The following is a 21,961-nucleotide window of genomic DNA, read 5'->3' on the forward strand; positions in this document are numbered from 1 at the left end:
GTGAGACGTAAATTCTTGGTGCTGCTGGAGATCGGGTTGATCCTGGCCGGCCTGATGGCGGGCTATTCGGCCTGGAAGGTGAAGTCGGCGCTGGAGCAGACCCTGCACGTGTCCCAGGAGCAGCTGCTCGACGTGCCCACCGGTACTACTCCCAACCGCATGTTCTACCGTATGCAGAGCGACGGTGTGCTGGAAGACGCCTTCTGGCTGCGCCTGTACTGGCGCTTCAACATGGCTGGCGTACCCTTGCATACCGGCGAATACCGCATGACTCCGGGCATGACCGTGCGCGACCTGTTCGAGGTCTGGCGCCGTGGTGATGTAGTGCAGTACACCCTGACCCTGGTCGAGGGCTGGAATTTCCGCCAGGTACGTGCGGCGCTGGCCAGGCACGAGAAGATCAAGAAAACCATCGACGGCCTCAGCGACACCGAGGTCATGGACAAGCTCGGCCATCCGGGAGTGTTCCCTGAAGGGCGCTTCTTCCCCGATACCTACCGCTTCGTGCGCGGCATGAGCGACGTCGAGTTCCTCCAGCAGGCCTACGCGCGCCTGGAAGAAGTGCTGGCCAAGGAATGGGCGGAGCGCTCCAGCGACGTGCCGTATCGCGATCCGTACCAGGCGCTGATCATGGCGTCGCTGGTCGAGAAGGAAACCGGCGTGCCTCAGGAGCGCGGGCAGATCGCCGGGGTGTTCGTGCGGCGCATGCGCATCGGCATGCTGCTGCAAACTGACCCGACGGTGATCTACGGCATGGGCGAGCGCTACAACGGCAAGATCACCCGCGCCGACCTGCGCGAACCGACTCCGTATAACACCTACACCAATGCCGGCCTGCCGCCGACGCCGATCGCCATGGTCGGTCGCGAAGCCATTCATGCCGCGCTGAACCCGACGCCGGGCAGCAGTTTGTACTTCGTCGCCCGTGGCGATGGCAGCCATGTGTTCTCCGATGATCTCGATGCGCACAATTCGGCGGTCCGCGAATATCAGATCAAGCGCCGCGCCGACTACCGTTCGAGCCCGGCACCTGTCACCGAACCTGAACCCGAGGTTGCACCGCAGACTCCGCAAACGCCGGAAGTCAGCCCTGTGCCTGTGCCTGCGCCTGAGCAACCGGCGCCGGCCAGCGAAGAAACCTCCCCGCAATGATCAACTGTAAGGACTGCCTGTGAGCGGCTTGTTTATCACCCTGGAAGGTCCCGAAGGCGCGGGCAAGAGCACCAATCGCGAGTACCTCGCCGAGCACCTGCGCGCCGCGGGCCTGGATGTCGTGCTGACCCGCGAGCCCGGCGGTACACCGCTGGCCGAGCGGATTCGCGAACTGCTGCTGGCGCCCAGTGACGAGAAAATGGATGCCGACACCGAGCTTCTGCTGGTGTTCGCCGCGCGTGCCCAGCACCTGGCCGAAGTGATTCGCCCGGCCCTGGCCCGGGGCGCGGTGGTCCTGTGTGACCGCTTTACCGATGCCACTTACGCCTATCAGGGCGGTGGCCGTGGCCTGTCGCTGGAGCGCATCGCCATGCTGGAGAGCTTCGTCCAGGGCGACCTGCGTCCGGACTTGACCCTGGTGTTCGACCTGCCGGTGGAAATCGGCTTGTCCCGCGCCGCCGCGCGCGGTCGCCTGGACCGTTTCGAGCAGGAAGGCCAGGCCTTCTTCGAAGCCGTGCGCCAGGCCTACCTGGCCCGGGCCAAGGCCGCGCCGCAGCAGTACCGGTTGATCGATGCCGCACTGCCGCTGGCGCAGGTCCAGCAATCGCTGGGCGCCTTGCTGCCGCAAATCCTGGAGCGTTGCCGTGGCTGAGGCCTTCCCCTGGCAGCAGGCTTTGTGGCAGCAACTGGCCGGACGTACCCAGCATGCCCATGCCTACCTGCTGCATGGCCCGCAAGGCATCGGCAAGCGGGCCATGGCCGAACGCCTGATGGCGTTGCTGCTGTGCCAGCGTCCAGAAGGGTTGCAGGCTTGTGGGCAGTGCAAGTCGTGCCTGTTGCTCGCAGCAGGCAGCCACCCCGACAACTACGTGCTGGAGCCGGAAGAGGCCGACAAGCCGATCAAGGTCGACCAGGTTCGCGACCTGGTGTCCTTCGTGGTGCAGACGGCGCAGCTGGGCGGGCGCAAAGTGGTGTTGATCGAGCCGGCCGAGGCGATGAACGTCAATGCCGCCAACGCCCTGCTCAAAAGCCTTGAAGAGCCCTCGGGCAATACCGTTTTGCTCTTGGTCAGCCATCAGCCCAGCCGCTTGCTGCCGACCATCAAGAGCCGCTGCCAGCAGCAAGCCTGTCCGCTGCCGAGCCGCGAGCAAAGCCTGGCCTGGCTCGAGCAGGCCTTGCCCGACTGCGATGAGCAGGAGCGCCTGGAGTTGCTCAGCCTGGCCGCCGGCTCGCCTTTGGCGGCCGTCAGCCTGCAGGCCCAGGGTGTGCGCGAGCAGCGCGCGCTGGTGGTCGAGGGCGTGAAGAAGTTGCTCAAGCAGCAGCAATCGCCCAGCCAACTGGCCGAAGCCTGGAATGCCATTCCCTTGTTGCAACTGTTCGACTGGTTCTGCGACTGGTCCAGCCTGGTCCTGCGTTACCAGTTGACCCAGGACGAGGAGGGGTTAGGCTTGAGCGATATGCGCAAGGTGGTCCAGTACCTGGCGCAGAAGAGCAACCAGGGCAAGGTCCTGGAGATCCAGGACTGGATTCTGGCCCAGCGCCAGAAGGTGCTGGGCAAGGCCAACCTCAATCGAGTGCTGTTGCTCGAGGCGCTGCTGGCGTCCTGGGCGATGTTGCCGGGCCAGCGTTGAGCTGCGCCGTTCCTTCATTACTTTTCAGCGTTGTCATCCGCCCATGCTTGTAGATTCCCATTGCCACCTCGACCGTCTCGACCTCACTGCCCACCAGGGCTCCCTGGATGCGGCCCTGGATGCGGCCCGCGCGCGTGGCGTCGGCCACTTTCTGTGCATCGGCGTCAGTGCCGACAATGCCCAGGCGGTCAAGGACCTGAGCGAGCGCTACAGCGATGTCGACTGTTCGGTGGGTATTCACCCGCTGGACCTCACCCCTGATGGCGCGCCGCCGCTGGACTGGTTGCTCAAAGAGCTTCAGCACCCGCACGTGGTGGCCATCGGCGAAACCGGCCTGGACTATCACTACGAGCCAGAGGCTGCCCAGGTGCAGCAGGACTCGTTCCGCCTGCACCTGGAGGCAGCCAAGGTCACTGGCAAGCCGGTGATCATCCACACCCGTGCGGCGCGCGCCGACACCCTGACCTTGCTGCGTGAAGCGGATTTGAGTCAGGCCGGTGTGCTGCATTGCTTCACTGAAGACTGGGACATGGCCAAGGCGGCGCTGGATCTGGGCTATTACATCTCGCTGTCGGGCATTGTCACCTTCCGCAACGCCGATGCGTTGCGCGATGTGGCCCGGCAGGTGCCGGCCGATCGCCTGCTGGTCGAGACCGACTCGCCGTACCTGGCGCCGATTCCTTATCGCGGCAAGGCCAACCTGCCGCAATACGTACGGGAAGTGGCGGAGTTCGTCGCGATGGTGCGCGGTGAGCGCTATGAGCAGCTGGCCGAGCAGACCACTGCCAACTTCAAGCGGTTGTTTCCGTTGGCGCGGGTGGCCTGAACGGCTCCTGCAGGTGGTAAAAATCGCAGACAAAAAAAACCCGGGTTCTGGGGGGTGAATCCGGGTTAAGACCATTAGGAGTAAAACAAAGGCGCGCGGTCCCTGAGCACCTTTATCGGCGCCACATGGGGGGATGCGCTGCGCCAACATCTGAAGTATTGGTCAGGATTGGCGCGCCGCCACCGGCCGCTGCTCGTTTTTTAAACAGATTTGGAATACGCCTGCCGCTGCTGAGCACTCATCGCTCTGCAATCTGCCGCACAATGGCCAGAGTTTCGTCGATTATCGACTTGGGTGTGTAGAAGTGCGGAGAAAATCGCACCCCGGGGCCCCGCGGAATGCATATCACCTGTTCCTGCTTGAGTCGCTGATAGATCTGCGCGTTTTCAACGCCATCCATGCTGAAGGAAACAATCCCCGAGCGGCGCGCCGGGTCCTGCGGGCTGTGTACGCGTACCCCGGGGATCGCCGCCAGGCCCTCGGTGAGCCACTGCGCCCGTTCCAGTAGCGCTGTCGCCACCTGTTCCATGCCCACTTCCTCGAGCAACGACAGGCTGGCCTCCAGTGCTGCAGCGCCGAGCATGTTCGGGCTGCCGCATTCAAAGCGCCGCGCGCTATGGGCCGGTTGCCATTCACTGCGTGTGTAGTCGCCCATGTGTTCGAGCATGTGCCAGCCGTACTCGCTGAGCTTGAGCAGCGGGCGCACCTCGGCGCGGCAATAGAATACCCCCAGGCCTTCCGGGCCGAGCATCCATTTATGCCCGTCAGCCATGGCAAAGTCGCACTGGTAGGCCTGGACGTCGAAGGGCAGGGCGCCCAATTGCTGGATGGCGTCGATGCAGAACAGCACTTCCCGGTCACGGCAGCCCTGACCCAAACGTGGCAAGTCCAGGCGCAGGCCGCTGGCGAATTGCACGGCGCTGATTGCCAGCAGGCGAACCTTGGGGCCGCAGGCGGCCAACAGATCGCCTTCCGGGTCGCTGCCCTTGAGGCTCACCTGGATGACGCTGACGCCTTTGTCGGCCAGGGCTTCCCAGACAATCCGGTTGGAGGGGAATTCTTCGTCGCTGATAACGATCTGGTCGCCGGCCTGCCAGTCGATACCGAAGGCAACGAAAGACAGCGCCTCGGAAGTGTTCTTGACCAGTGCGATGTCATCCGTCGACGGTGCATTCGTCAGGCGCATCAGGCGTTCACGTAAACGTTGCTCCATGGCCATCCAGTCCGGATAGTCCCTTGCGCCGAGCAAAACGTTCTCGCTGGCGAAGCGTGAAACCGCCTGGCTGGCGCGTTTCGGCCAGGGTGCCACGGCGGCATGGTTCAGATAGCGCAGGCCCGGCGCCTGTTCAAACTCATCAAGAAACATAGACATGGTTGGATGATCCGTGCATTTTGGCGCAAGTTAGGCATAATAACCGGCTTCGATTTTGATCCAGTCCTTCTTATGCAGAAAGAACCTCGTAAGGTCCGTGAGTTTCGTCGCCGTGAGCAAGAAATTCTCGATACCGCGCTCAAGCTGTTTCTCGAACAGGGTGAAGACAGCGTCACCGTCGAGATGATCGCTGATGCCGTCGGTATCGGCAAAGGCACGATCTACAAGCACTTCAAATCCAAGGCGGAGATCTACCTGCGCCTGATGCTCGACTACGAGCGCGATTTGAACGAACTGCTGCACTCTGCCGACGTCGACCGCGACAAGGAAGCCCTGTCGCGCGCCTACTTCGAATTCCGTATGCGTGATCCGCAGCGCTACCGCCTGTTCGACCGCCTCGAAGAGAAGGTGGTCAAGGGCAACCAGGTGCCGGAGATGGTCGAGGAGCTGCACAAGATCCGCGCCTCCAACTTCGACCGCCTGACCCTGCTGATCAAGGGCCGCATCAGCGAAGGCAAGCTCGAAGACGTGCCGCCGTACTTTCACTACTGCGCGGCCTGGGCGCTGGTGCATGGGGCCGTGGCGCTCTATCACTCGCCGTTCTGGAGCAATGTGCTGGAAGATCAGGAAGGCTTCTTCCAGTTCCTCATGGACATCGGCGTGCGCATGGGCAACAAGCGCAAGCGCGACACGGATACCGCCGGTAGCTGAGACATTCAGCCAAACCATGGCGCTACTGGGATCGGCTGCCGAGGAATATACTCAGGTATGAGGCTTGCAAAAACCTGATTTTTGAGTCAGGTTTTGCAGGCCCGATTCACCCATGCCGGAGTCACCCATGATCGTCGACCGCCAAGGCAGGCGTTTTCGCAATTTGCGTGTCAGCCTGACGGCTGCCTGCAACTACGCCTGTACCTATTGTGTGCCGGACGGCAAGCGTCTGGTGGCGGCCCAGGACGAGCTCTCGGCCGAGGCCATGGCTCGCGGCGTGGCTTACCTGGTGGAGGCTGCCGGTATCGAGCGGGTGCGTGTCACCGGCGGCGAGCCGCTGGTCAGTCCGAAGCTTGAAACTTTTCTCGGCTCAATCGCCACTCTGGGCCTGGATGAAATCAGCCTGACCACCAATGGTCAGTTGCTGGCGCGCAAGCTGCCCTTGCTGCGCGCGGCGGGTATCCGTCGCCTCAACGTTTCCCTCGACACCCTCGACCCGGACGCCTTCCGTCGTATTGCCCGTGGCGGCGACCTGGCCACTGTGCTCGACGGCATGAGCCAGGCCCGCGCTTGCGGCATGCAGATCAAGGTCAACATGGTGCCCTTGCGCGGGCAGAACTTCGATCAGGTCCTGCCGCTGCTCGAGTATTGCCTGGCCCACGGCTATGAGCTGCGCTTCATTGAGCTAATGCGCATGGGTCACCTGGCCCGCGACAGCAATGCCTTCCTGCAGCAGTTCGTCAGCCTCGAACACCTGCTGCAGATGATTGGCGAGCAATACGAGTATTTGCAGGCCAACGCACCGGTAGATGCCACCGCGTTGCGTTATCAGATCCCGGGCCAAGGCTATTTTGGCGTGATCGCCAACGAGAGCGTGCCGTTCTGCCGTACCTGTTCGCGCTTGCGCCTGTCGTCTACCGGCTGGCTGCACGGTTGTCTGTCGTCGAGCAACCGTCACTACATCGGCGACCTGCTCGATAAACCGCGTCATCAGGCCTTGCCGGCACTGCAGGGCTTGCTGGTCAAAGCCCTTGGCGACAAGCAGCCGGTGGCATTTTCCGGTGGTGCGACGGTGATGAAGATCATTGGCGGCTAAGACTGGCGCAAAAGCTGCATCTGCCAGCTGTTCGCCGGTTTTCCGTCACCGGCCACTGGAGGATAGATGCGTAGCCTGGTTTTGCTGCTGGCGCTGACGGCGCTGGGCGGCTGCATGAATGTCAGCGATATGGGCGAGGGCGCCCGTTATCACATGAGCGATGCCGGTCTGCTCGATCACAGCGACACCCGCCGTTCACTGTCGGTGCGCCTGCAGCCTGATTCATTCATTTACATTGGCCAGGGTGCCTTCGTGCCACCGGGCAAGGGCCCGTATCCACGCCCCAATGTGGTGGCCGAACAAGCCTTCAATGGCTTTATCGAGTATTTCCCTATGGTCCGCCGTGCCCCGGCACCGCTGGGGCTGGAGCAGGCATTGATCGAGGCGCGCGAAGTCGGCGCGCATTATTTGCTGTACACCCGCTTTGCCCGAACTGACGATCGCATCGGCAATGGCGATGAGTGGTACGACGAGCAGGCGGTTGATCGGCTGGGCGTCGATACAGGCGTCGTGCAGCTGATGCTGATCGAAACCAGTACCCGTTACCTGATCGACACCGCGCGCATCAAAAGCCGCGGCGGTTTGCTGACGTTCCACGACAACACGCCGGAAGATTTGCTCAGGCCGCCGCTTGAGGATTACGCTCGCAGTCTGTTGGGCATGAGTCGTTAAGGAGAGGGTGATGCAAGATTCCGGCAAGGCCAGTGATCTGCTGGCACAGATTCCCAAGGCAGAAAAGGGCCTGCCGCCCGTGCATCTGTGGAACCCGGAATTCTGCGGCGACATCGACATGCGCATTGCCCGCGACGGCACCTGGTACTACCTGGGTACGCCGATCGGGCGCAAGCCGATGGTGCGGCTGTTCTCGACCATCATCCGCCGCGACGGTGACGACTACTTCCTGGTGACGCCGGTGGAGAAGGTCGGCATCAAGGTTGATGACGCGCCCTTTGTTGCTGTCAGTCTTGAAGTGCAGGGCGAGGGTGAGCAGCAACTGCTGCGCTTTACCAGCAATGTCGACGATCAGGTCGAGGCCGGCCCCGAGCATCCGCTGCGCTTTGAAATCGATGCGCAAACCCAGGAGCCTTCGCCGTATGTGCACATGCGCAGCAACCTCGAAGCGCTGATCCATCGCAACGTCTTCTACCAGTTGGTCGAGCTGGCGGTGCCGCGGCAGATCGATGGCCAGCAATGGCTGGGCGTCTGGAGTGGCGGCAGCTTCTACCCTATCGGCCGGGCCGATTAGCCTCCGCACATTGCCTGTGGCGCAACTTTTGTGCGCTCGGAAACGAAAAAACCTCCAGTGCTCAGGGCAACTGGAGGTTTTTCAGGTGTTTGGCTCCGCGACCAGGACTCGAACCTGGGACCCAATGATTAACAGTCATTTGCTCTACCGACTGAGCTATCGCGGAATCTGTGGCGTATCTTACTGATTGCTAAGGGGAAGTCAAGCCTCCCCTATGCAATTGAGTAATTTACAGGACCTCGACGATCGCCTTGGTCACCACATGGATGTTGCTTTGGTTCAGCGAGGCGACGCAGATGCGGCCGGTATCCAGAGCATAGATACCGAACTCGTTCTTCAGGCGGGCCACCTGCTCAACGGTCAGACCGGAGTAGGAGAACATGCCGCACTGGCGACCGACGAAGCTGAAGTCCTGCTTGGCGCCGTACTCGGCCAGCAGCTCGACCATCTGCTGGCGCATGCCGTGGATGCGCTGGCGCATCTCGGCCAACTCGTCTTCCCACATCTTGCGCAGCTCTGGGCTGTTGAGCACGGTGGCGACGATGGTCGCGCCGTGGGTCGGCGGGTTGGAGTAGTTGGTGCGGATCACGCGCTTGACTTGCGACAGCACGCGCGTGGCCTCTTCCTTGGACTCGGTGACGATCGACAGGGCGCCAACGCGCTCGCCGTACAGCGAGAAGGATTTGGAGAACGAGCTGGACACGAAGAAGTTCAGGCCCGACTCGGCGAACAGGCGTACGGCGGCGGCGTCTTCAGTGATACCGGCGCCAAAGCCCTGGTAGGCCATGTCGAGGAACGGCACGTGGCCTTTGGCCTTGACCACTTCGAGGACGTTTTTCCAGTCTTCTGGGGTCAGGTCGACACCGGTCGGGTTGTGGCAGCAGGCGTGCAGCACAATGATCGAGCCGGATGGCAGGGCGTTGAGGTCTTCGAGCATGCCGCTGCGGTTGACGTCATGGGTGGCGGCGTCGTAGTAGCGGTAGTTCTGTACCGGGAAACCAGCGGTTTCGAACAGTGCGCGGTGGTTTTCCCAGCTCGGGTCGCTGATGGCGACGACGGCGTTCGGCGACAGCTGCTTGAGGAAGTCGGCACCGATCTTCAGGGCGCCGGTACCGCCGACGGCCTGGGTGGTGATCACCCGACCGGCGCTCAGCAGCGGCGACTCGGCACCGAACAGCAGCTTCTGCACGGCCTGGTCGTAAGCGACGATACCGTCGATCGGCAGGTAACCGCGGGAAGCGTGCTGGGCAGCGCGCTGGGTTTCGGCTTCGATCACTGCGCGCAGCAGTGGGATACGCCCTTCTTCGTTGCAGTAAACACCTACACCCAGGTTGACCTTGTTGCTACGGGTATCGGCGTTGAAAGCTTCGTTGAGGCCCAGAATGGGGTCGCGTGGTGCCAGCTCGACAGCGGAAAACAGGCTCATTATTACCTTGGCTCTGAATGGAGAGTGGAAGAGGTCGCACGCTCCAGTCGCTTGCACTAGAGCGGTGCACAAACGGGGAGTCAGTATAGTGATACCGGTCGGTCACGGCGACAGTCTGTCGCAGCTTTTCCTGCTGTTTGGCCGAATATTTTTCGACCGTTAGTCGATTTGATCGGTCCATAGTCGGAAATGCCCACAACACTGAGTTGAAACTGGCGCTCCCGGCCCTAAATTCGGTATAACTACTGTCTATAAATACAGTTGCCCGCGCCAGCGATGAAACCATCGCGATCACACAGAGGTTTGTCATGTCCGAGTTCCAGCTCGTCACCCGTTTCCAGCCGGCCGGCGACCAGCCCGAGGCCATTCGCCTGATGGTCGAAGGAATCGAGGCGGGCCTTGCGCACCAGACCCTGCTCGGGGTGACCGGCTCGGGCAAGACCTTCAGCATCGCCAACGTGATCGCCCAGGTGCAGCGCCCAACGCTGGTGCTGGCGCCGAACAAGACCCTGGCGGCGCAGCTGTACGGCGAGTTCAAGTCGTTCTTCCCGAACAACTCCGTGGAATATTTCGTTTCCTATTACGACTACTACCAGCCCGAAGCCTATGTGCCGTCGTCCGATACCTTCATCGAGAAGGACGCCTCGATCAACGACCATATCGAGCAGATGCGCCTGTCGGCGACCAAGGCGCTGCTGGAGCGCCGTGATGCGATCATCGTCACCACCGTTTCCTGCATCTATGGCCTGGGCAGCCCGGAAACCTACCTGAAGATGGTCCTGCACGTGGACCGCGGCGACAAGCTCGACCAGCGCGCGCTGCTGCGTCGCCTGGCCGACCTGCAGTACACCCGCAACGAGATGGACTTTGCCCGCGCCACCTTCCGCGTGCGCGGTGATGTGATCGATATCTTCCCGGCCGAATCGGACCTGGAAGCCATCCGCATCGAGCTGTTCGACGACGAGGTGGAGAACATCGCCGCCTTCGATCCGCTGACCGGCGAAGTGATCCGCAAGCTGCCGCGCTTCACCTTCTACCCCAAGAGCCACTACGTGACCCCGCGCGAGACCCTGCTCGAGGCGGTGGACGGCATCAAGGAAGAACTGGCCCAGCGCCTTGAGTACCTGCACAAGAGCAACAAGCTGGTCGAAGCCCAGCGCCTGGAGCAACGCACCCGTTTCGACCTGGAGATGATCCTCGAGCTGGGCTACTGCAACGGCATCGAAAACTACTCGCGCTACCTCTCCGGGCGCCCGGCCGGTGCGCCGCCACCGACCCTCTACGACTACCTGCCGGACGACGCCCTGCTGGTGATCGACGAATCCCACGTCAGCGTTCCGCAGGTCGGCGCCATGTACAAGGGCGACCGCTCGCGCAAGGAAACCCTGGTCGAGTACGGCTTTCGCCTGCCCTCGGCACTGGACAACCGGCCGATGCGTTTTGACGAGTGGGAAAACGTCAGCCCGCAGACCATCTTCGTCTCGGCGACCCCGGGCAACTACGAGGCTGAACACGCCGGCCGCGTGGTTGAACAGGTGGTACGCCCGACCGGCCTGGTCGACCCGCAGGTCGAGGTGCGCCCGGCCACCACCCAGGTCGATGATCTGCTGTCGGAGATTCGCAAGCGCGTGGCGGTGGAAGAGCGCGTGCTGGTCACCACCCTGACCAAACGCATGGCCGAAGACCTCACCGACTACCTGGCCGATCACGACGTGCGCGTGCGTTACCTGCACTCGGACATCGACACCGTGGAGCGGGTCGAGATCATCCGCGACCTGCGCCTGGGTACTTTCGATGTGCTGGTGGGCATCAACCTGTTGCGTGAAGGCCTGGACATGCCCGAGGTGTCGCTGGTGGCAATCCTCGATGCCGACAAGGAAGGCTTCCTGCGCTCCGAGCGCTCGCTGATCCAGACCATCGGCCGCGCGGCGCGTAACCTCAATGGCCGGGCAATTCTGTACGCCGACAACATGACTGGCTCGATGCAGCGGGCGATTGGCGAGACCGAACGGCGCCGCGACAAGCAGATAGCCTTCAACGCCGCCAACGGCATCGTGCCCAAGGGCGTGGTCAAAGACATCACCGACATCATGGAAGGCGCCAACGTGCCCGGCTCGCGCAGCAAGAAGCGCAAGGGCATGGCCAAGGCGGCAGAGGAGAGCGCCCGTTACGAAGCCGAACTGCGCTCGCCGGGCGAGATCGCCAAGCGTATCAAGCAGTTGGAAGAGAAGATGTATCAGCTGGCGCGGGACCTGGAGTTCGAGGCGGCGGCGCAGTTGCGCGACGAGATTACCGCGTTGCGCGAGCGGATGATCACCGCCTGAGGGCCCTATCGCTGGCAAGCCAGCTCCCACATGGTCCTGTGAATGACATGCCTGTGGGAGCTGGCTTGCCAGCGATGGCCTGCAAAGCAGGCCCAAAACGGGTCAGTGCGCTTCCCCCGCCTTCAACCCCTGGGGCAGTTTCCGCGTCATCACCACGGCCAGCATACTGATCGCCAAGCCGATGCCGACAAAATGGAAGGCGTCGTTATAGGCCATGATCATCGCCTGCTGGTGGGTGATTTCACTCAGCTTGCCCAGCGCCGCGCCATCGCTGCCCAAACGCTCCGCCAATTGCGCCAGGCGTTCTGCCACCTGCGGATTGCTCGGCACCACTGACTCGCGCAGGTAATCGAAATACACCTTGGTCCGCGCATCCAGCAGGGTTGCCAGCAAGGCGATCCCGATGGCACCACCCAGGTTGCGCAGGATGTTGAACAGGCTGGACGCCGAGCCGGCATCCTGGGGTTGGATATACGCCGTGGCAATCAACGAGATGGTCACCATGATCATCGGCTGGCCGAGGGCGCGGATGATCTGGATATGGTTGAACTGCTCGCCGGCAAAGTCCGGGTTGAGCACCCCGGAGCTGAAGCTGGCCAGGCCGAACAGGCCGAAACCCACGGTGCAGAGAATCTTCGGCGAGATCACCTTCATCAGCTGCGGTACCAGCGGAATCAGGAACAGCTGCGGAATACCCATCCACATGATCACTTCGCCGATCTGCAGGGCGTTGTAGTTCTGGATCTGCGCCAGGTACAGCGGCAGCAGGTAGATCGAACCGTACAGACCCACGCCCATCCCCAGGCTGGCGATACTCGACAGGCCAAAGTTGCGGTTGCCGAGGATGCGCAGGTTGATCAGCGGGTTGGGCTTGGAAAACTGCAGGATGACGAAGGCGATCAGGCTAAGCAGGGCGATGCTGCCCAGGGTGACGATCAGGCTCGACTCCAGCCAGTCCTTGCGGTGGCCCTCTTCGAGGAACACCTGCAGGCAGCCAAGGCCGACGCCGAGGGTAACAATGCCGGCATAGTCGGTGCTTTTCAGCAGCTCCCAGTGCGCTTCTTTCTTCTCCAGACCGTACAGCAAGCCGCCGATCATGATCAGCCCCGGCGGGATGTTGATATAGAAGATGTACTCCCAGCCCCAGTTCTCGGTCAGCCAACCCCCCAGGGTCGGGCCGATTGATGGCGCAAATGTGGCGGTCATGGCAAACATGGCCATGCCTTTGGCGCGGTGGTGTTCCGGCAGTTTGATCAGGGTCAGGGTGAAGGCCAGGGGGATCAGCGCGCCGCCGGTAAAACCCTGCATGGCGCGGAAGATGATCATGCTCTCCAGGTTCCAGGCCATGGAACACAACAGTGATGAAGCCAGAAAACCCAATGACACCCACACCGCCAGGCGTCGCGCCGAGAGCAGCTGCACCAGCCAGGCGGTGAGCGGGATCATGATGATCTCGGCCACCAGGTAGGAGGTGGAAATCCACGAGCCTTCCTCCAGGGTCGCCGACAGGGCGCCCTGGATGTCCTTGAGCGAGGAGTTGGTGATCTGGATGTCGAGCACCGCCATGAAGGCGCCGAGCATCACGCTCATTACCGCGATCCAGTCGCGCCGGCTGGGTTCGCCGGCGGGACGGATCAACGGGTCACCGGCCATGGTCGGCGCTGTCGCGGATGTCGACAGTAGCGGTAACCGACATGCCTGGGCGAATCTTGCCGTGCAGCGGGTTGTCGCTGGCGAAGGTCAGTTTCACCGGGATGCGCTGCACCACCTTGGTGAAGTTGCCGGTGGCGTTGTCCGGTGGCAGCAGGCTGAACTGCGCGCCGGAGGCGGCGAACAGGCTGTCGACTTGCGCTTCGATCGGTGTGTCCGGGTAGCTGTCGAACAGCAGCTCGGCTTTTTGCCCGGGCTGCATGTGGCCGATCTGGGTCTCCTTGAAGTTGGCCTGAATCCAGATGTCTTGATCGGGGACGATCGACAGCAGGTAGGCACCGGCCTGCACCACCTGGCCATTGCGCGCGGCGCGCTGGCCGATGATGCCGGTGATCGGTGCGTGGATTGCGCTGCGGGTCAGGTTCAGTTCGGCCTGGGCCAGATCGGCACGGGCGTTGACGATCTGCGCATCCAGGCGCTTGATCTCGGCGGTCAGGGCGTTGACCTGCTGGCGCTGACCTTGCAGGTCGGCCTGGGCCTTGCTCACCTGGGAGCGGGCGACGTGGTTCTCGGCCGACAGGGTAGTGACCCGTTCTTCGGAGACAAACCCTGGTTTGCGCAGCGCTTCGGCGCGGTTCAGGTCCAGTTGCGCGCGGCCGAGGGTGGCCTGGTTGGCGGCGACCTGGGCTTGCCCGGCGGCAATCAGGCTGGCTTGCTGGGTGAGCCGGCTTTCGGCCTGCTGGCGTTCGGCTTCACGGGTGTCGAGGGCAGCGCGGGCGCGCTCCACGGCCAGGCGGAAATCCTCCGGCTCCAGGCGCACCAGCAGGTCGCCCTTGGCCACGTGCTGGTTGTCCTGCACCAGCACTTCATCGATGCGCGCGCTCAGCTGGCTGGAAACCCGGGTAATTTCGCCCTGTACGTAGGCATTGTCGGTGCTTTCATAGAAGCGTCCCTTGAAATACCAATGGGCGAGAAAGGCGAGGGCAATCACTACAACCAGAGTGAGAAAAATCAGCAGGCGACGCTTGAGTTGGGCAGGCATGGGGATGATCGTTGCAAAAATGTAAGCAAATTTAACAGCGTTTGGATCCGTGCTTACAAGTGCCGATCGCGCCCATTGCTGGAGCCCGGTGCCCGCTCCCTGTTAACATCCAGCCTTTGTTTCATCTCTAGTTCGAGACTGTCCATGACCACCGTTCGCACGCGTATCGCGCCTTCGCCTACTGGCGATCCCCACGTCGGCACCGCTTACATCGCCTTGTTCAACTACTGCTTTGCCAAGCAGCACGGCGGCGAGTTCATCCTGCGTATCGAAGATACCGACCAGCTGCGCTCGACCCGCGAGTCGGAACAGCAGATCTTCGACGCCCTGCGCTGGCTCGGTATCGAGTGGAGCGAAGGTCCGGACGTCGGCGGCCCGCACGGCCCTTACCGGCAGAGCGAGCGGGGCGATATCTACAAGCAGTATGCCCAGCAGCTGGTCGACCTCGGTCACGCCTTCCCGTGCTTCTGCACCGCCGAAGAGCTGGACCAGATGCGTGCCGAACAGATGGCCCGTGGCGAAACCCCGCGCTACGACGGTCGCGCCTTGCTGCTGTCGGCTGAAGAAGTACAGCGCCGCCTGGCCGCTGGCGAGCCGCACGTGATCCGCATGAAAGTGCCGAGCGAAGGCGTCTGCGTGGTCCCGGACATGCTCCGTGGCGACGTCGAGATCCCGTGGGACCGCATGGACATGCAGGTCTTGATGAAGACCGACGGCCTGCCGACCTACTTCCTGGCCAACGTCGTCGATGACCATCTGATGGGCATCACCCATGTGCTGCGCGGCGAAGAGTGGCTACCGTCGGCGCCCAAGCTGATCAAGCTGTACGAGTACTTCGGCTGGGAACAACCGACCCTGTGCTACATGCCGCTGCTGCGTAACCCGGACAAGAGCAAGCTGTCCAAGCGCAAGAACCCGACCTCGGTGACCTTCTACGAGCGCATGGGTTTCATGCCGGAAGCCATGCTCAACTACCTGGGCCGCATGGGCTGGTCGATGCCGGACGAGCGCGAGAAGTTCTCCCTGGCCGAGATGGTCGAGCACTTCGACCTGTCGCGCGTTTCCCTCGGCGGGCCGATCTTCGATATCGAGAAGCTGTCGTGGCTCAACGGCCAGTGGCTGCGCGAGCTGCCGGTGGAAGAGTTCGCTGCACGCCTGCAGAAGTGGGCATTCAACAGCGACTACATGATGCAGATCGCGCCGCATGTGCAGGGCAGGGTAGAGACCTTCAGCCAGGTCGTACCGTTGGGGGGCTTCTTCTTTGAGGGTGGCCTCAAGCTCGATGCCAAGCTGTTCGAAAGCAAGAAGCTTTCGGCCGACCAGGTGCGCCAGGTCATCCAGCTGATCCTGTGGAAGCTCGAAAGCCTGCGTCAGTGGGAAAAAGACCGCATCACCGGATGCATCCAGGCGGTGGTCGAAGCCCTGGAGCTGAAGTTGCGTGATGCCATGCCGCTGATGTTTGCTGCGATTACCGGCCAGGCCAGCTCGGTCTCGGTGCTCGATGCCATGGAAATCCTTGGCCCGGACCTGACCCGCTACCGCCTGCGCCAGGCCCTGGACCTGCTCGGTGGTGTGTCGAAGAAAGAAAACAAGGAGTGGGAAAAGCTCCTGGGCACCATCGCCTGATTGCTTTCCTTCCCCTGTGGGAGCCGGCCTTGCCGGCGATGGCATCAGCGCGGTGCTCGTGATTGCGCGGTGTCTGCATCGCCGGCAAGGCCGGCTCTCATGGGGTTTCACCCCAGTAAAATCGGGGTGTTTCCCGGTTCTGGGCGGTAAGTGTTTGTTATCTCGGAAATTTTTTTTGAATTTTGTTGAAAATATATTTGACAGGTTCGCCATCCGATCTTAATATGCGCCCCGTCCACAGCGATGAACGAAAACGAAACGCGAAGCACCCAGCCAAGCGGTTCAGTTCAAAGCGACATTGTGGGGCTATAGCTCAGCTGGGAGAGCGCCTGCATGGCATGCAGGAGGTCAGCGGTTCGATCCCGCTTAGCTCCACCAAATTCCGATTCGTAGTCAGCTAGACTGACTGCGAAATCAACCGGGTTCCAGCGACCGGGTTGGTAAGGTAAGAAGGTTCGTCCCCTTCGTCTAGTGGCCTAGGACACCGCCCTTTCACGGCGGTAACAGGGGTTCGAGTCCCCTAGGGGACGCCAGTTTTACACAAGCGACATCGAAAGAAGTCGCTGGGCCGCGAGGCTAGAAATCTGGGGCTATAGCTCAGCTGGGAGAGCGCCTGCATGGCATGCAGGAGGTCAGCGGTTCGATCCCGCTTAGCTCCACCAATTTTGCCAGGATTCGTGAAAACGGATCTGCACGAAGGTTACAAGTCCCCTTCGTCTAGTGGCCTAGGACACCGCCCTTTCACGGCGGTAACAGGGGTTCGAGTCCCCTAGGGGACGCCATTTTACCCACTTTGTGGGATTTCAAGGCTCATTCGATTATTGAATGAGCCTTTTGTTTTTGTCTCGAAAAAAACTTTTCCCATCCCTTCCTTGCCTGACGCGACAAGCGGCAGCATTTTCTGCTTGCCAAAAATATTATGAGAATAATATTCTAGCCATAATATTTGGAGGCAAGCATGAACGACAAAAAGGCGAAAACCCGCGAACGGATTCTTGATGCGGCCTGCAGTGCGCTGATCCAGCACGGTCCGGCCGAGCCTAGCGTCAATCAGGTGATGGGCGCGGCCGGCCTTACCGTCGGTGGCTTCTACGCCCATTTCGACAGCAAGGACGCGCTGATGCTCGAAGCGTTTCGCCAGTTGCTGGGCGAGCGTCGGGCATTGCTCGCCGAAGTCGACCCGAACATGACGGGTGAAGAGCGTCGTGCCCTGGTTGCCGCCTTCTATCTTTCCCGCAAGCACCGCGACGCCACCGAGCGCGCCTGCCCGCTGCCCACCTCGCTGGGCGAACTGGCGCGCCTGCCGGAGGCCTTCCGTGAGGTGCTGGCCGAACACATCGAACTGATGATGGCCAATCTCGCCGACAGCCCCGAAGACGCCGACAAGGTCCTGGCCGACATGGCCCTGATGATCGGTGGCCTGGCCCTGGCCCGGGCCCTGGGCACTGACGAGCTGTCTGACCGCATTCTGCGCGCCGCCAAATCGGCGGTTGTCTGAACCACGCGATATCCACCGGAGCGAAGCGATGAATACCTTGAGCTGGATTCGTAGCGTTAACGGCACCCTCGGGCATTTGGCGCCAGAGCATGTCGCGCGCAAGATGCGCCGCGCCTTCATGACCCCGCGCAACCGGCCGCCGCGGGACTGGGAACTGCCGCTGCTGGCCCGCGCCGAGCGCATCACCTTGCGTTTCGGCCTCTCGGCACTGCGCTGGGGCCAAGGCCCGACCGTACTGCTGATGCACGGTTGGGAAGGGCGCCCGACCCAGTTCGCCCACCTGATCGACAGCCTGGTCGACGCCGGTTACACCGCCGTGGCCCTGGAAGGCCCGGCCCATGGCCACTCACCGGGCAACGAAGCCAACGTGGTGCTGTTCGCCCGTGCCTTGCTGGAAGCCGCCGCCGAACTGCCGCCGCTCAAGGCCGTGGTTGGCCATTCCATGGGTGGCGCCAGCATGCTCCTGGCCTTGCAGTGGGGCCTGCGCGCCGAAGTGGCGGTGAGCATCGCCGCACCGGCGCAGTTGCTTGGCGTTATCCGCGGTTTCGCTCGCCACCTGGGCATGCCGGCGCGGGCGCGGGCGGCGTTCATCCGTCAGATTGAACGCGATGTCGGCGTGCAGATTTCCCGCCTGGATGTCAGCGGCTACCAACTGGAGCTGCCCGGCTTGATCGTGCATGCCGAGGACGACCAACTGGTACCGGTAGACGAATCAGACGCTATCCACCGTGCCTGGTTCGACAGCCGCCTGCTGCGCCTGCCCGACGGCGGCCATCTGCGGGTGTTGGCCGACCCGCAACTGCGCGAAGGGGTGCTGGCACTGCTGCAACGCAGCAGTTCACCGGCGCGGCAATCGGCCTGAGCATCCGGTACACTCTGCCCGTTCACCACGGATCTGGAGCGGGCATGAGTTGGGACCTGGCAACACCGTTCATCATCGACCTGCGGGTCGCTGCCGACGACATCGACGGCCTCGGCCACGCCAACAACGCGGTTTACGTCACCTGGCTGGAGCGCTGCGCCTGGCGCCACTCCCAGCGCCTGGGCCTGGACCTGGCCGAGTACCGGCGCCTGGACCGGGCCATGGCCGTGGTCCGCCACGAAATTGACTACCTGGCCGCTGCCTACGAAGACGACGAGTTGCAACTGGCAACCTGGATCGTCGACTGGGACCAGCGGCTGAAAATGACCCGGCGCTTCCAGCTGGTTCGTCCCAGCGACGGCACCACCTTGCTGCGTGCGCAAACCACCTTCGTCTGCATCGAGTTATCCACAGGGCGGCCCAAGCGCATGCCGGGTGAGTTCATCGACGGCTATGGGCCGGCGCTGATGGCCGGAGCGCTGTAGGCCGCGGATTTTGCTAGACTGCCGGCCTTTTCCAGCCGAGATGCAACCCATGCAAATTGCCCTGGCCCCGATGGAGGGGCTGGTCGACGACATTCTTCGCGACGTACTGACCCAGGTGGGCGGCATCGACTGGTGTGTCACCGAGTTCATTCGGGTCTGCGACCGCTTGTTGCCGGCGGCCACCTTCGAAAAGCTCGCGCCGGAGCTGAGCCAGGGCGCCCAGACCGCTGCCGGAGTGCCGTTACGTGTGCAATTGCTGGGCTCCGACCCGGTGTGCCTGGCCGAAAACGCGGTGCTGGCCTGTGAACTGGGCGCGCCGGTGATCGACCTCAACTTCGGCTGCCCGGCCAAGACCGTGAACAAGTCGCGTGGCGGTGCGGTGCTGCTCAAAGAGCCTGAGTTGCTGCACGCCATCTTGCGAGAAGTGCGTCGCGCAGTTCCTGCGCATATCCCGGTGACGGCCAAGATGCGCCTGGGCTTCGACAGCCCCGACGGCGCCCTGGACTGCGCCCTGGCCCTGGCCGAAGGTGGCGCCGAGCAATTGGTGGTGCACGCGCGAACCAAGGTCGACGGCTACAAGCCGCCCGCCCATTGGGAGTGGGTGGCGCGGGTGCAGGACGTGGTCAAGGTGCCGGTGTATGCCAACGGCGAGGTCTGGACCCTGGAAGACTGGCGGCGTTGCCGCGAAGTCAGCGGCGTCGAAGACATCATGCTGGGGCGTGGCCTGGTTTCGCGCCCGGACCTTGCCCGGCAGATTGCCGCCGAACGCGATGGCGTCGAGTTCGTGCCCATGGACTGGCAGAGCCTGCTGCCGCTGATCCAGGACTTCTGGGGCCAGGCCCGGGCGCAGATGACCCCGCGCCAGGCGCCGGGGCGCTTGAAGCAATGGGTGGCGATGCTGACCCGCACCTACCCCGAGGCGGTGGCGCTGTTCACCGAATTGCGTCGGGAAACCGACTGCGATCGGGTCGGGCAGTTGATCGGTGTGCCAGTCAGCGAGGCGGCCTGAAAAAATTTTCGCAGGGTTGCTTGAAAAGCAGGCGAGGGTCCTTATCTAGGGAGTACGCGATGCCGAAGTCGGGTCGCGCTACTACACAACCTCGCTGATTTTCAGGAGATGCATCATGACTACTGCTTTTTCTCTGGCTCCACTGTTCCGTCATTCCGTGGGTTTCGACCGTTTCAATGACCTGTTCGAATCTGCGGCGCGTAATGAGGCGGGTAGCAGCTACCCTCCCTACAACGTTGAAAAACATGGCGATGACCACTATCGAATCGTCGTTGCTGCGGCAGGTTTCCAGGAGCAGGATCTGGACCTGCAGGTGGAAAAAGGCGTCTTGACCGTGACTGGCGGCAAGCGTGACAGCAACGCTGAAAGCGTTACCTATCTGCATCAGGGCATTGCCCAGCGGGCGTTCAAGTTGTCGTTCCGGTTGGCTGACCATATCGAGGTCAAGGCGGCTGGTCTGGCTAATGGGCTGCTCAGCATCGATCTGCTGAGGATTGTGCCGGAAGAGGCCAAGGCCAAACGGATTCCGATCAATGGGGATGGCAAGCCTGCTCTGAATTGATTGGTTGATGTTGATGAGGGCACCTTCGGGTGCCCTTTTTTATTGTCTTTGGTTTTTGGTGATTATCCGTTGGCGAGGGTGGTGCTGAGTCAGGGACGGGGGATCAAGATCGAGAACGCAATCCTGTGGGAGCTGGCCTTGCCAGCGATCGAGTGCGCAGCGCTCGTAATCCAGGCTGTTGCGAATGGGTTGGCTGCACCGGCCTCATCGCCGGCAAGGCCGGCTTGTGTCTTGAGGAAGGAATAGAATCAGAAGTGAGAGCGGTGAATGGCAAGCTGTACGCCGGTAGTGCTTAAAGCACGTGTGGGAGCAAAGCTGCCATTCACCTCTCCACTCTGGCCCGAGCCCGAACAGTTGATTGAGCGCCTCTCGAATCACAAGCGTGGGCCAAGCCAGAGCGCTCTCACAACTGAGTGTAAGAGGGTTCAGCCATGTTGTCTTCTGTTGGAATCGACACTGCCAAAGCCACTTTGGAAATCTGCATCAAGCCTCAGAAAATTCGCTTCGAAGTGGCCAACAACTCCGCAGGCTTCGAGGCGTTGCTTGAGCGTCTGAAGGACTTCAATATCAGTCGAGTGCTGATCGAAGCGACAGGCGGCTACGAGAAAGATGTGTTGATCGCCCTGGCCTCAGCAGGACTGGAAACCATCTGCATCAACCCAGCCCGTGCCCGAAAATTCGCCGATGCCATGGGTAAAAAAGCCAAAACCGACAAGATCGACGCCGAAGTCCTTGCGGACTTCGCTGCACACCTCAGCGCCCCTCAAGGCCAACCGGTCAGCCCGGAACGCGAAGAGCTGCGCGAGTTGGTGAAGCAGCGCGCCCAATTTGTGCAGAGCCGTGATGACTACAAACGGCGTCGCCAGCAATGCCGCTCGGCAATGGCGATGGCCCACTTTGATGAGCACATAGAACACCTGAAAGTGCTGATCAAACGCCTCGACGAAGAAATTGATCAGGCGATGGTGCAACTGGACGATACCAGGGCGCGTCAGTTATTGGCAGTGACCGGAATCGGTCGAGTAACCGCCGCAAATCTGCTCGCCTCACTGCCTGAACTGGGGCAGTTGGACCGCCGTCAGATCGCTGCTCTGGTGGGCGTAGCGCCTTACAACAACGATAGTGGTAGCCATCGAGGGCACCGCCAGATATGGGGTGGTCGGGCCCATGTAAGGCGAGTGCTGTACATGTCGAGCTGGATCATCATCCGTCACAACACAGAATTTAAAGCACGCTACGAAGCACTTCGGGCACGTGGCAAGTGCGCCAAGGTGGCACTCGTAGCTTGCATGCGGGTGCTGATCGTCAGGCTGAATGCAATGCTGCGGGACAATACCCCTTGGCGAGAGCAAACAGCCTGATCAAGACAGTTGCTCCCACAATGGATATGCATGCACCGGCCCCTGTGGGAGCCGGCCCTGCCGGCGATGGGCTGCACAGCAG

General features: G+C 61.9%; 20 protein-coding genes and 5 tRNA genes. 20 read left to right on the forward strand and 5 right to left on the reverse strand.

Annotated elements, in window-relative coordinates; translation table 11 throughout:
- From mltG to CCOS864_RS08635, 4 genes are read left to right on the forward strand one after another with little or no spacing between them, the layout of a single operon-like run.
- On the forward strand, positions 1–1,152 hold the full coding sequence (gene mltG, locus CCOS864_RS08620) for an endolytic transglycosylase MltG (RefSeq protein ID WP_244211888.1): 1,152 nt from the start codon (positions 1–3) through the stop codon (positions 1,150–1,152).
- Positions 1,153–1,171: 19 nt separating this feature from the next.
- Complete coding sequence (gene tmk, locus CCOS864_RS08625; RefSeq protein ID WP_115085930.1) at positions 1,172–1,804, forward strand: dTMP kinase; 633 nt, start codon at positions 1,172–1,174, stop codon at positions 1,802–1,804.
- Positions 1,797–2,783, forward strand: a complete 987-nt coding sequence (locus tag CCOS864_RS08630) for a DNA polymerase III subunit delta' (RefSeq protein ID WP_115085931.1) — start codon at positions 1,797–1,799, stop codon at positions 2,781–2,783. Before tmk ends, CCOS864_RS08630 begins: the two co-directional genes overlap by 8 nt.
- Positions 2,784–2,826: 43 nt before the next feature.
- A complete protein-coding gene (locus CCOS864_RS08635; RefSeq protein WP_115085932.1) occupies positions 2,827–3,609 on the forward strand; it encodes a TatD family hydrolase in 783 nt (260 codons plus the stop codon).
- 238 nt (positions 3,610–3,847) lie between these two features.
- On the opposite strand, the gene CCOS864_RS08640 is transcribed toward CCOS864_RS08635, so the two are convergent.
- A complete protein-coding gene (locus CCOS864_RS08640; RefSeq protein ID WP_115085933.1) occupies positions 3,848–4,981 on the reverse strand; it encodes an aminotransferase class V-fold PLP-dependent enzyme in 1,134 nt (377 codons plus the stop codon).
- A gap of 72 nt (positions 4,982–5,053) precedes the next feature.
- On the opposite strand from CCOS864_RS08640, the gene CCOS864_RS08645 reads away from it, so the two are divergent.
- From CCOS864_RS08645 to CCOS864_RS08660, 4 genes are all read left to right on the forward strand, one after another.
- Complete coding sequence (locus CCOS864_RS08645) at positions 5,054–5,692, forward strand: TetR/AcrR family transcriptional regulator (RefSeq protein ID WP_115085934.1); 639 nt, start codon at positions 5,054–5,056, stop codon at positions 5,690–5,692.
- A gap of 127 nt (positions 5,693–5,819) precedes the next feature.
- Entirely contained in the window at positions 5,820–6,788 is a 969-nt protein-coding gene (locus CCOS864_RS08650) for a GTP 3',8-cyclase MoaA (protein ID WP_115085935.1), read from the forward strand.
- Between the two features lie 66 nt (positions 6,789–6,854).
- On the forward strand, positions 6,855–7,460 hold the full coding sequence (locus tag CCOS864_RS08655; RefSeq protein WP_115085936.1) for a DUF4823 domain-containing protein: 606 nt from the start codon (positions 6,855–6,857) through the stop codon (positions 7,458–7,460).
- Between the two features lie 10 nt (positions 7,461–7,470).
- The gene (locus CCOS864_RS08660; protein ID WP_115085937.1) at positions 7,471–8,034 is read left to right on the forward strand and encodes a DUF1285 domain-containing protein; all 564 of its coding nucleotides are present in this window, start codon (positions 7,471–7,473) and stop codon (positions 8,032–8,034) included.
- A 90-nt stretch (positions 8,035–8,124) separates the two neighbouring features.
- Here the strand turns inward: CCOS864_RS08660 and CCOS864_RS08665 are convergent.
- A tRNA-Asn gene (locus CCOS864_RS08665) sits at positions 8,125–8,200 on the reverse strand.
- Between the two features lie 63 nt (positions 8,201–8,263).
- Positions 8,264–9,460 (reverse strand): amino acid aminotransferase, encoded by a 1,197-nt coding sequence (locus CCOS864_RS08670; protein ID WP_115085938.1) that lies wholly within the window; start codon positions 9,458–9,460, stop codon positions 8,264–8,266.
- 308 nt (positions 9,461–9,768) lie between these two features.
- Here CCOS864_RS08670 and uvrB point away from each other — a divergent pair, with 308 nt between their 5' ends.
- Positions 9,769–11,784 carry an excinuclease ABC subunit UvrB gene (gene uvrB / locus CCOS864_RS08675; RefSeq protein ID WP_115085939.1) on the forward strand — a complete coding sequence of 672 codons (2,016 nt, stop codon included), beginning with the start codon at positions 9,769–9,771 and terminating at the stop codon, positions 11,782–11,784.
- Positions 11,785–11,886: 102 nt separating this feature from the next.
- Here uvrB and CCOS864_RS08680 read toward each other — a convergent pair whose 3' ends face one another.
- Positions 11,887–13,437 (reverse strand): DHA2 family efflux MFS transporter permease subunit, encoded by a 1,551-nt coding sequence (locus tag CCOS864_RS08680; protein ID WP_115085940.1) that lies wholly within the window; start codon positions 13,435–13,437, stop codon positions 11,887–11,889.
- A complete protein-coding gene (locus tag CCOS864_RS08685) occupies positions 13,427–14,476 on the reverse strand; it encodes an HlyD family secretion protein (protein ID WP_115085941.1) in 1,050 nt (349 codons plus the stop codon). The genes CCOS864_RS08680 and CCOS864_RS08685 overlap by 11 nt, the downstream gene beginning before the upstream one ends.
- A 144-nt stretch (positions 14,477–14,620) precedes the next feature.
- Here CCOS864_RS08685 and gltX point away from each other — a divergent pair, with 144 nt between their 5' ends.
- The 11 genes from gltX (at position 14,621) to CCOS864_RS08745 (ending at position 21,879) form a co-directional block, all read left to right on the forward strand.
- Positions 14,621–16,102 carry a glutamate--tRNA ligase gene (gltX, locus tag CCOS864_RS08690; RefSeq protein ID WP_115085942.1) on the forward strand — a complete coding sequence of 494 codons (1,482 nt, stop codon included), beginning with the start codon at positions 14,621–14,623 and terminating at the stop codon, positions 16,100–16,102.
- Between the two features lie 302 nt (positions 16,103–16,404).
- Positions 16,405–16,480: transfer RNA gene (locus CCOS864_RS08695), tRNA-Ala, on the forward strand.
- Between the two features lie 79 nt (positions 16,481–16,559).
- Positions 16,560–16,635 (forward strand) — tRNA-Glu (locus CCOS864_RS08700).
- A 53-nt stretch (positions 16,636–16,688) separates the two neighbouring features.
- Positions 16,689–16,764, forward strand: a tRNA-Ala gene (locus CCOS864_RS08705).
- 44 nt (positions 16,765–16,808) lie between these two features.
- Positions 16,809–16,884 (forward strand) — tRNA-Glu (locus CCOS864_RS08710).
- 176 nt (positions 16,885–17,060) lie between these two features.
- Positions 17,061–17,600 (forward strand): TetR/AcrR family transcriptional regulator, encoded by a 540-nt coding sequence (locus tag CCOS864_RS08715; RefSeq protein ID WP_115085943.1) that lies wholly within the window; start codon positions 17,061–17,063, stop codon positions 17,598–17,600.
- Positions 17,601–17,628: 28 nt separating this feature from the next.
- The gene (locus CCOS864_RS08720; RefSeq protein ID WP_038994175.1) at positions 17,629–18,462 is read left to right on the forward strand and encodes an alpha/beta fold hydrolase; all 834 of its coding nucleotides are present in this window, start codon (positions 17,629–17,631) and stop codon (positions 18,460–18,462) included.
- Positions 18,463–18,506: 44 nt separating this feature from the next.
- Positions 18,507–18,947 carry an acyl-CoA thioesterase gene (locus CCOS864_RS08725; RefSeq protein WP_036996474.1) on the forward strand — a complete coding sequence of 147 codons (441 nt, stop codon included), beginning with the start codon at positions 18,507–18,509 and terminating at the stop codon, positions 18,945–18,947.
- Positions 18,948–18,996: 49 nt separating this feature from the next.
- Entirely contained in the window at positions 18,997–19,956 is a 960-nt protein-coding gene (locus tag CCOS864_RS08730) for a tRNA dihydrouridine synthase (protein ID WP_115085944.1), read from the forward strand.
- A 115-nt stretch (positions 19,957–20,071) separates the two neighbouring features.
- Positions 20,072–20,518 (forward strand): Hsp20 family protein, encoded by a 447-nt coding sequence (locus tag CCOS864_RS08735; protein WP_010223248.1) that lies wholly within the window; start codon positions 20,072–20,074, stop codon positions 20,516–20,518.
- Between the two features lie 431 nt (positions 20,519–20,949).
- Positions 20,950–21,879, forward strand: coding sequence for an IS110 family RNA-guided transposase (locus tag CCOS864_RS08745; RefSeq protein WP_115085946.1), 930 nt, complete (start codon positions 20,950–20,952; stop codon positions 21,877–21,879).
- The last annotated feature ends 82 nt before the right edge of the window (positions 21,880–21,961 follow it).

The organism is Pseudomonas wadenswilerensis (assembly GCF_900497695.1).
GTDB lineage: Bacteria > Pseudomonadota > Gammaproteobacteria > Pseudomonadales > Pseudomonadaceae > Aquipseudomonas > Aquipseudomonas wadenswilerensis.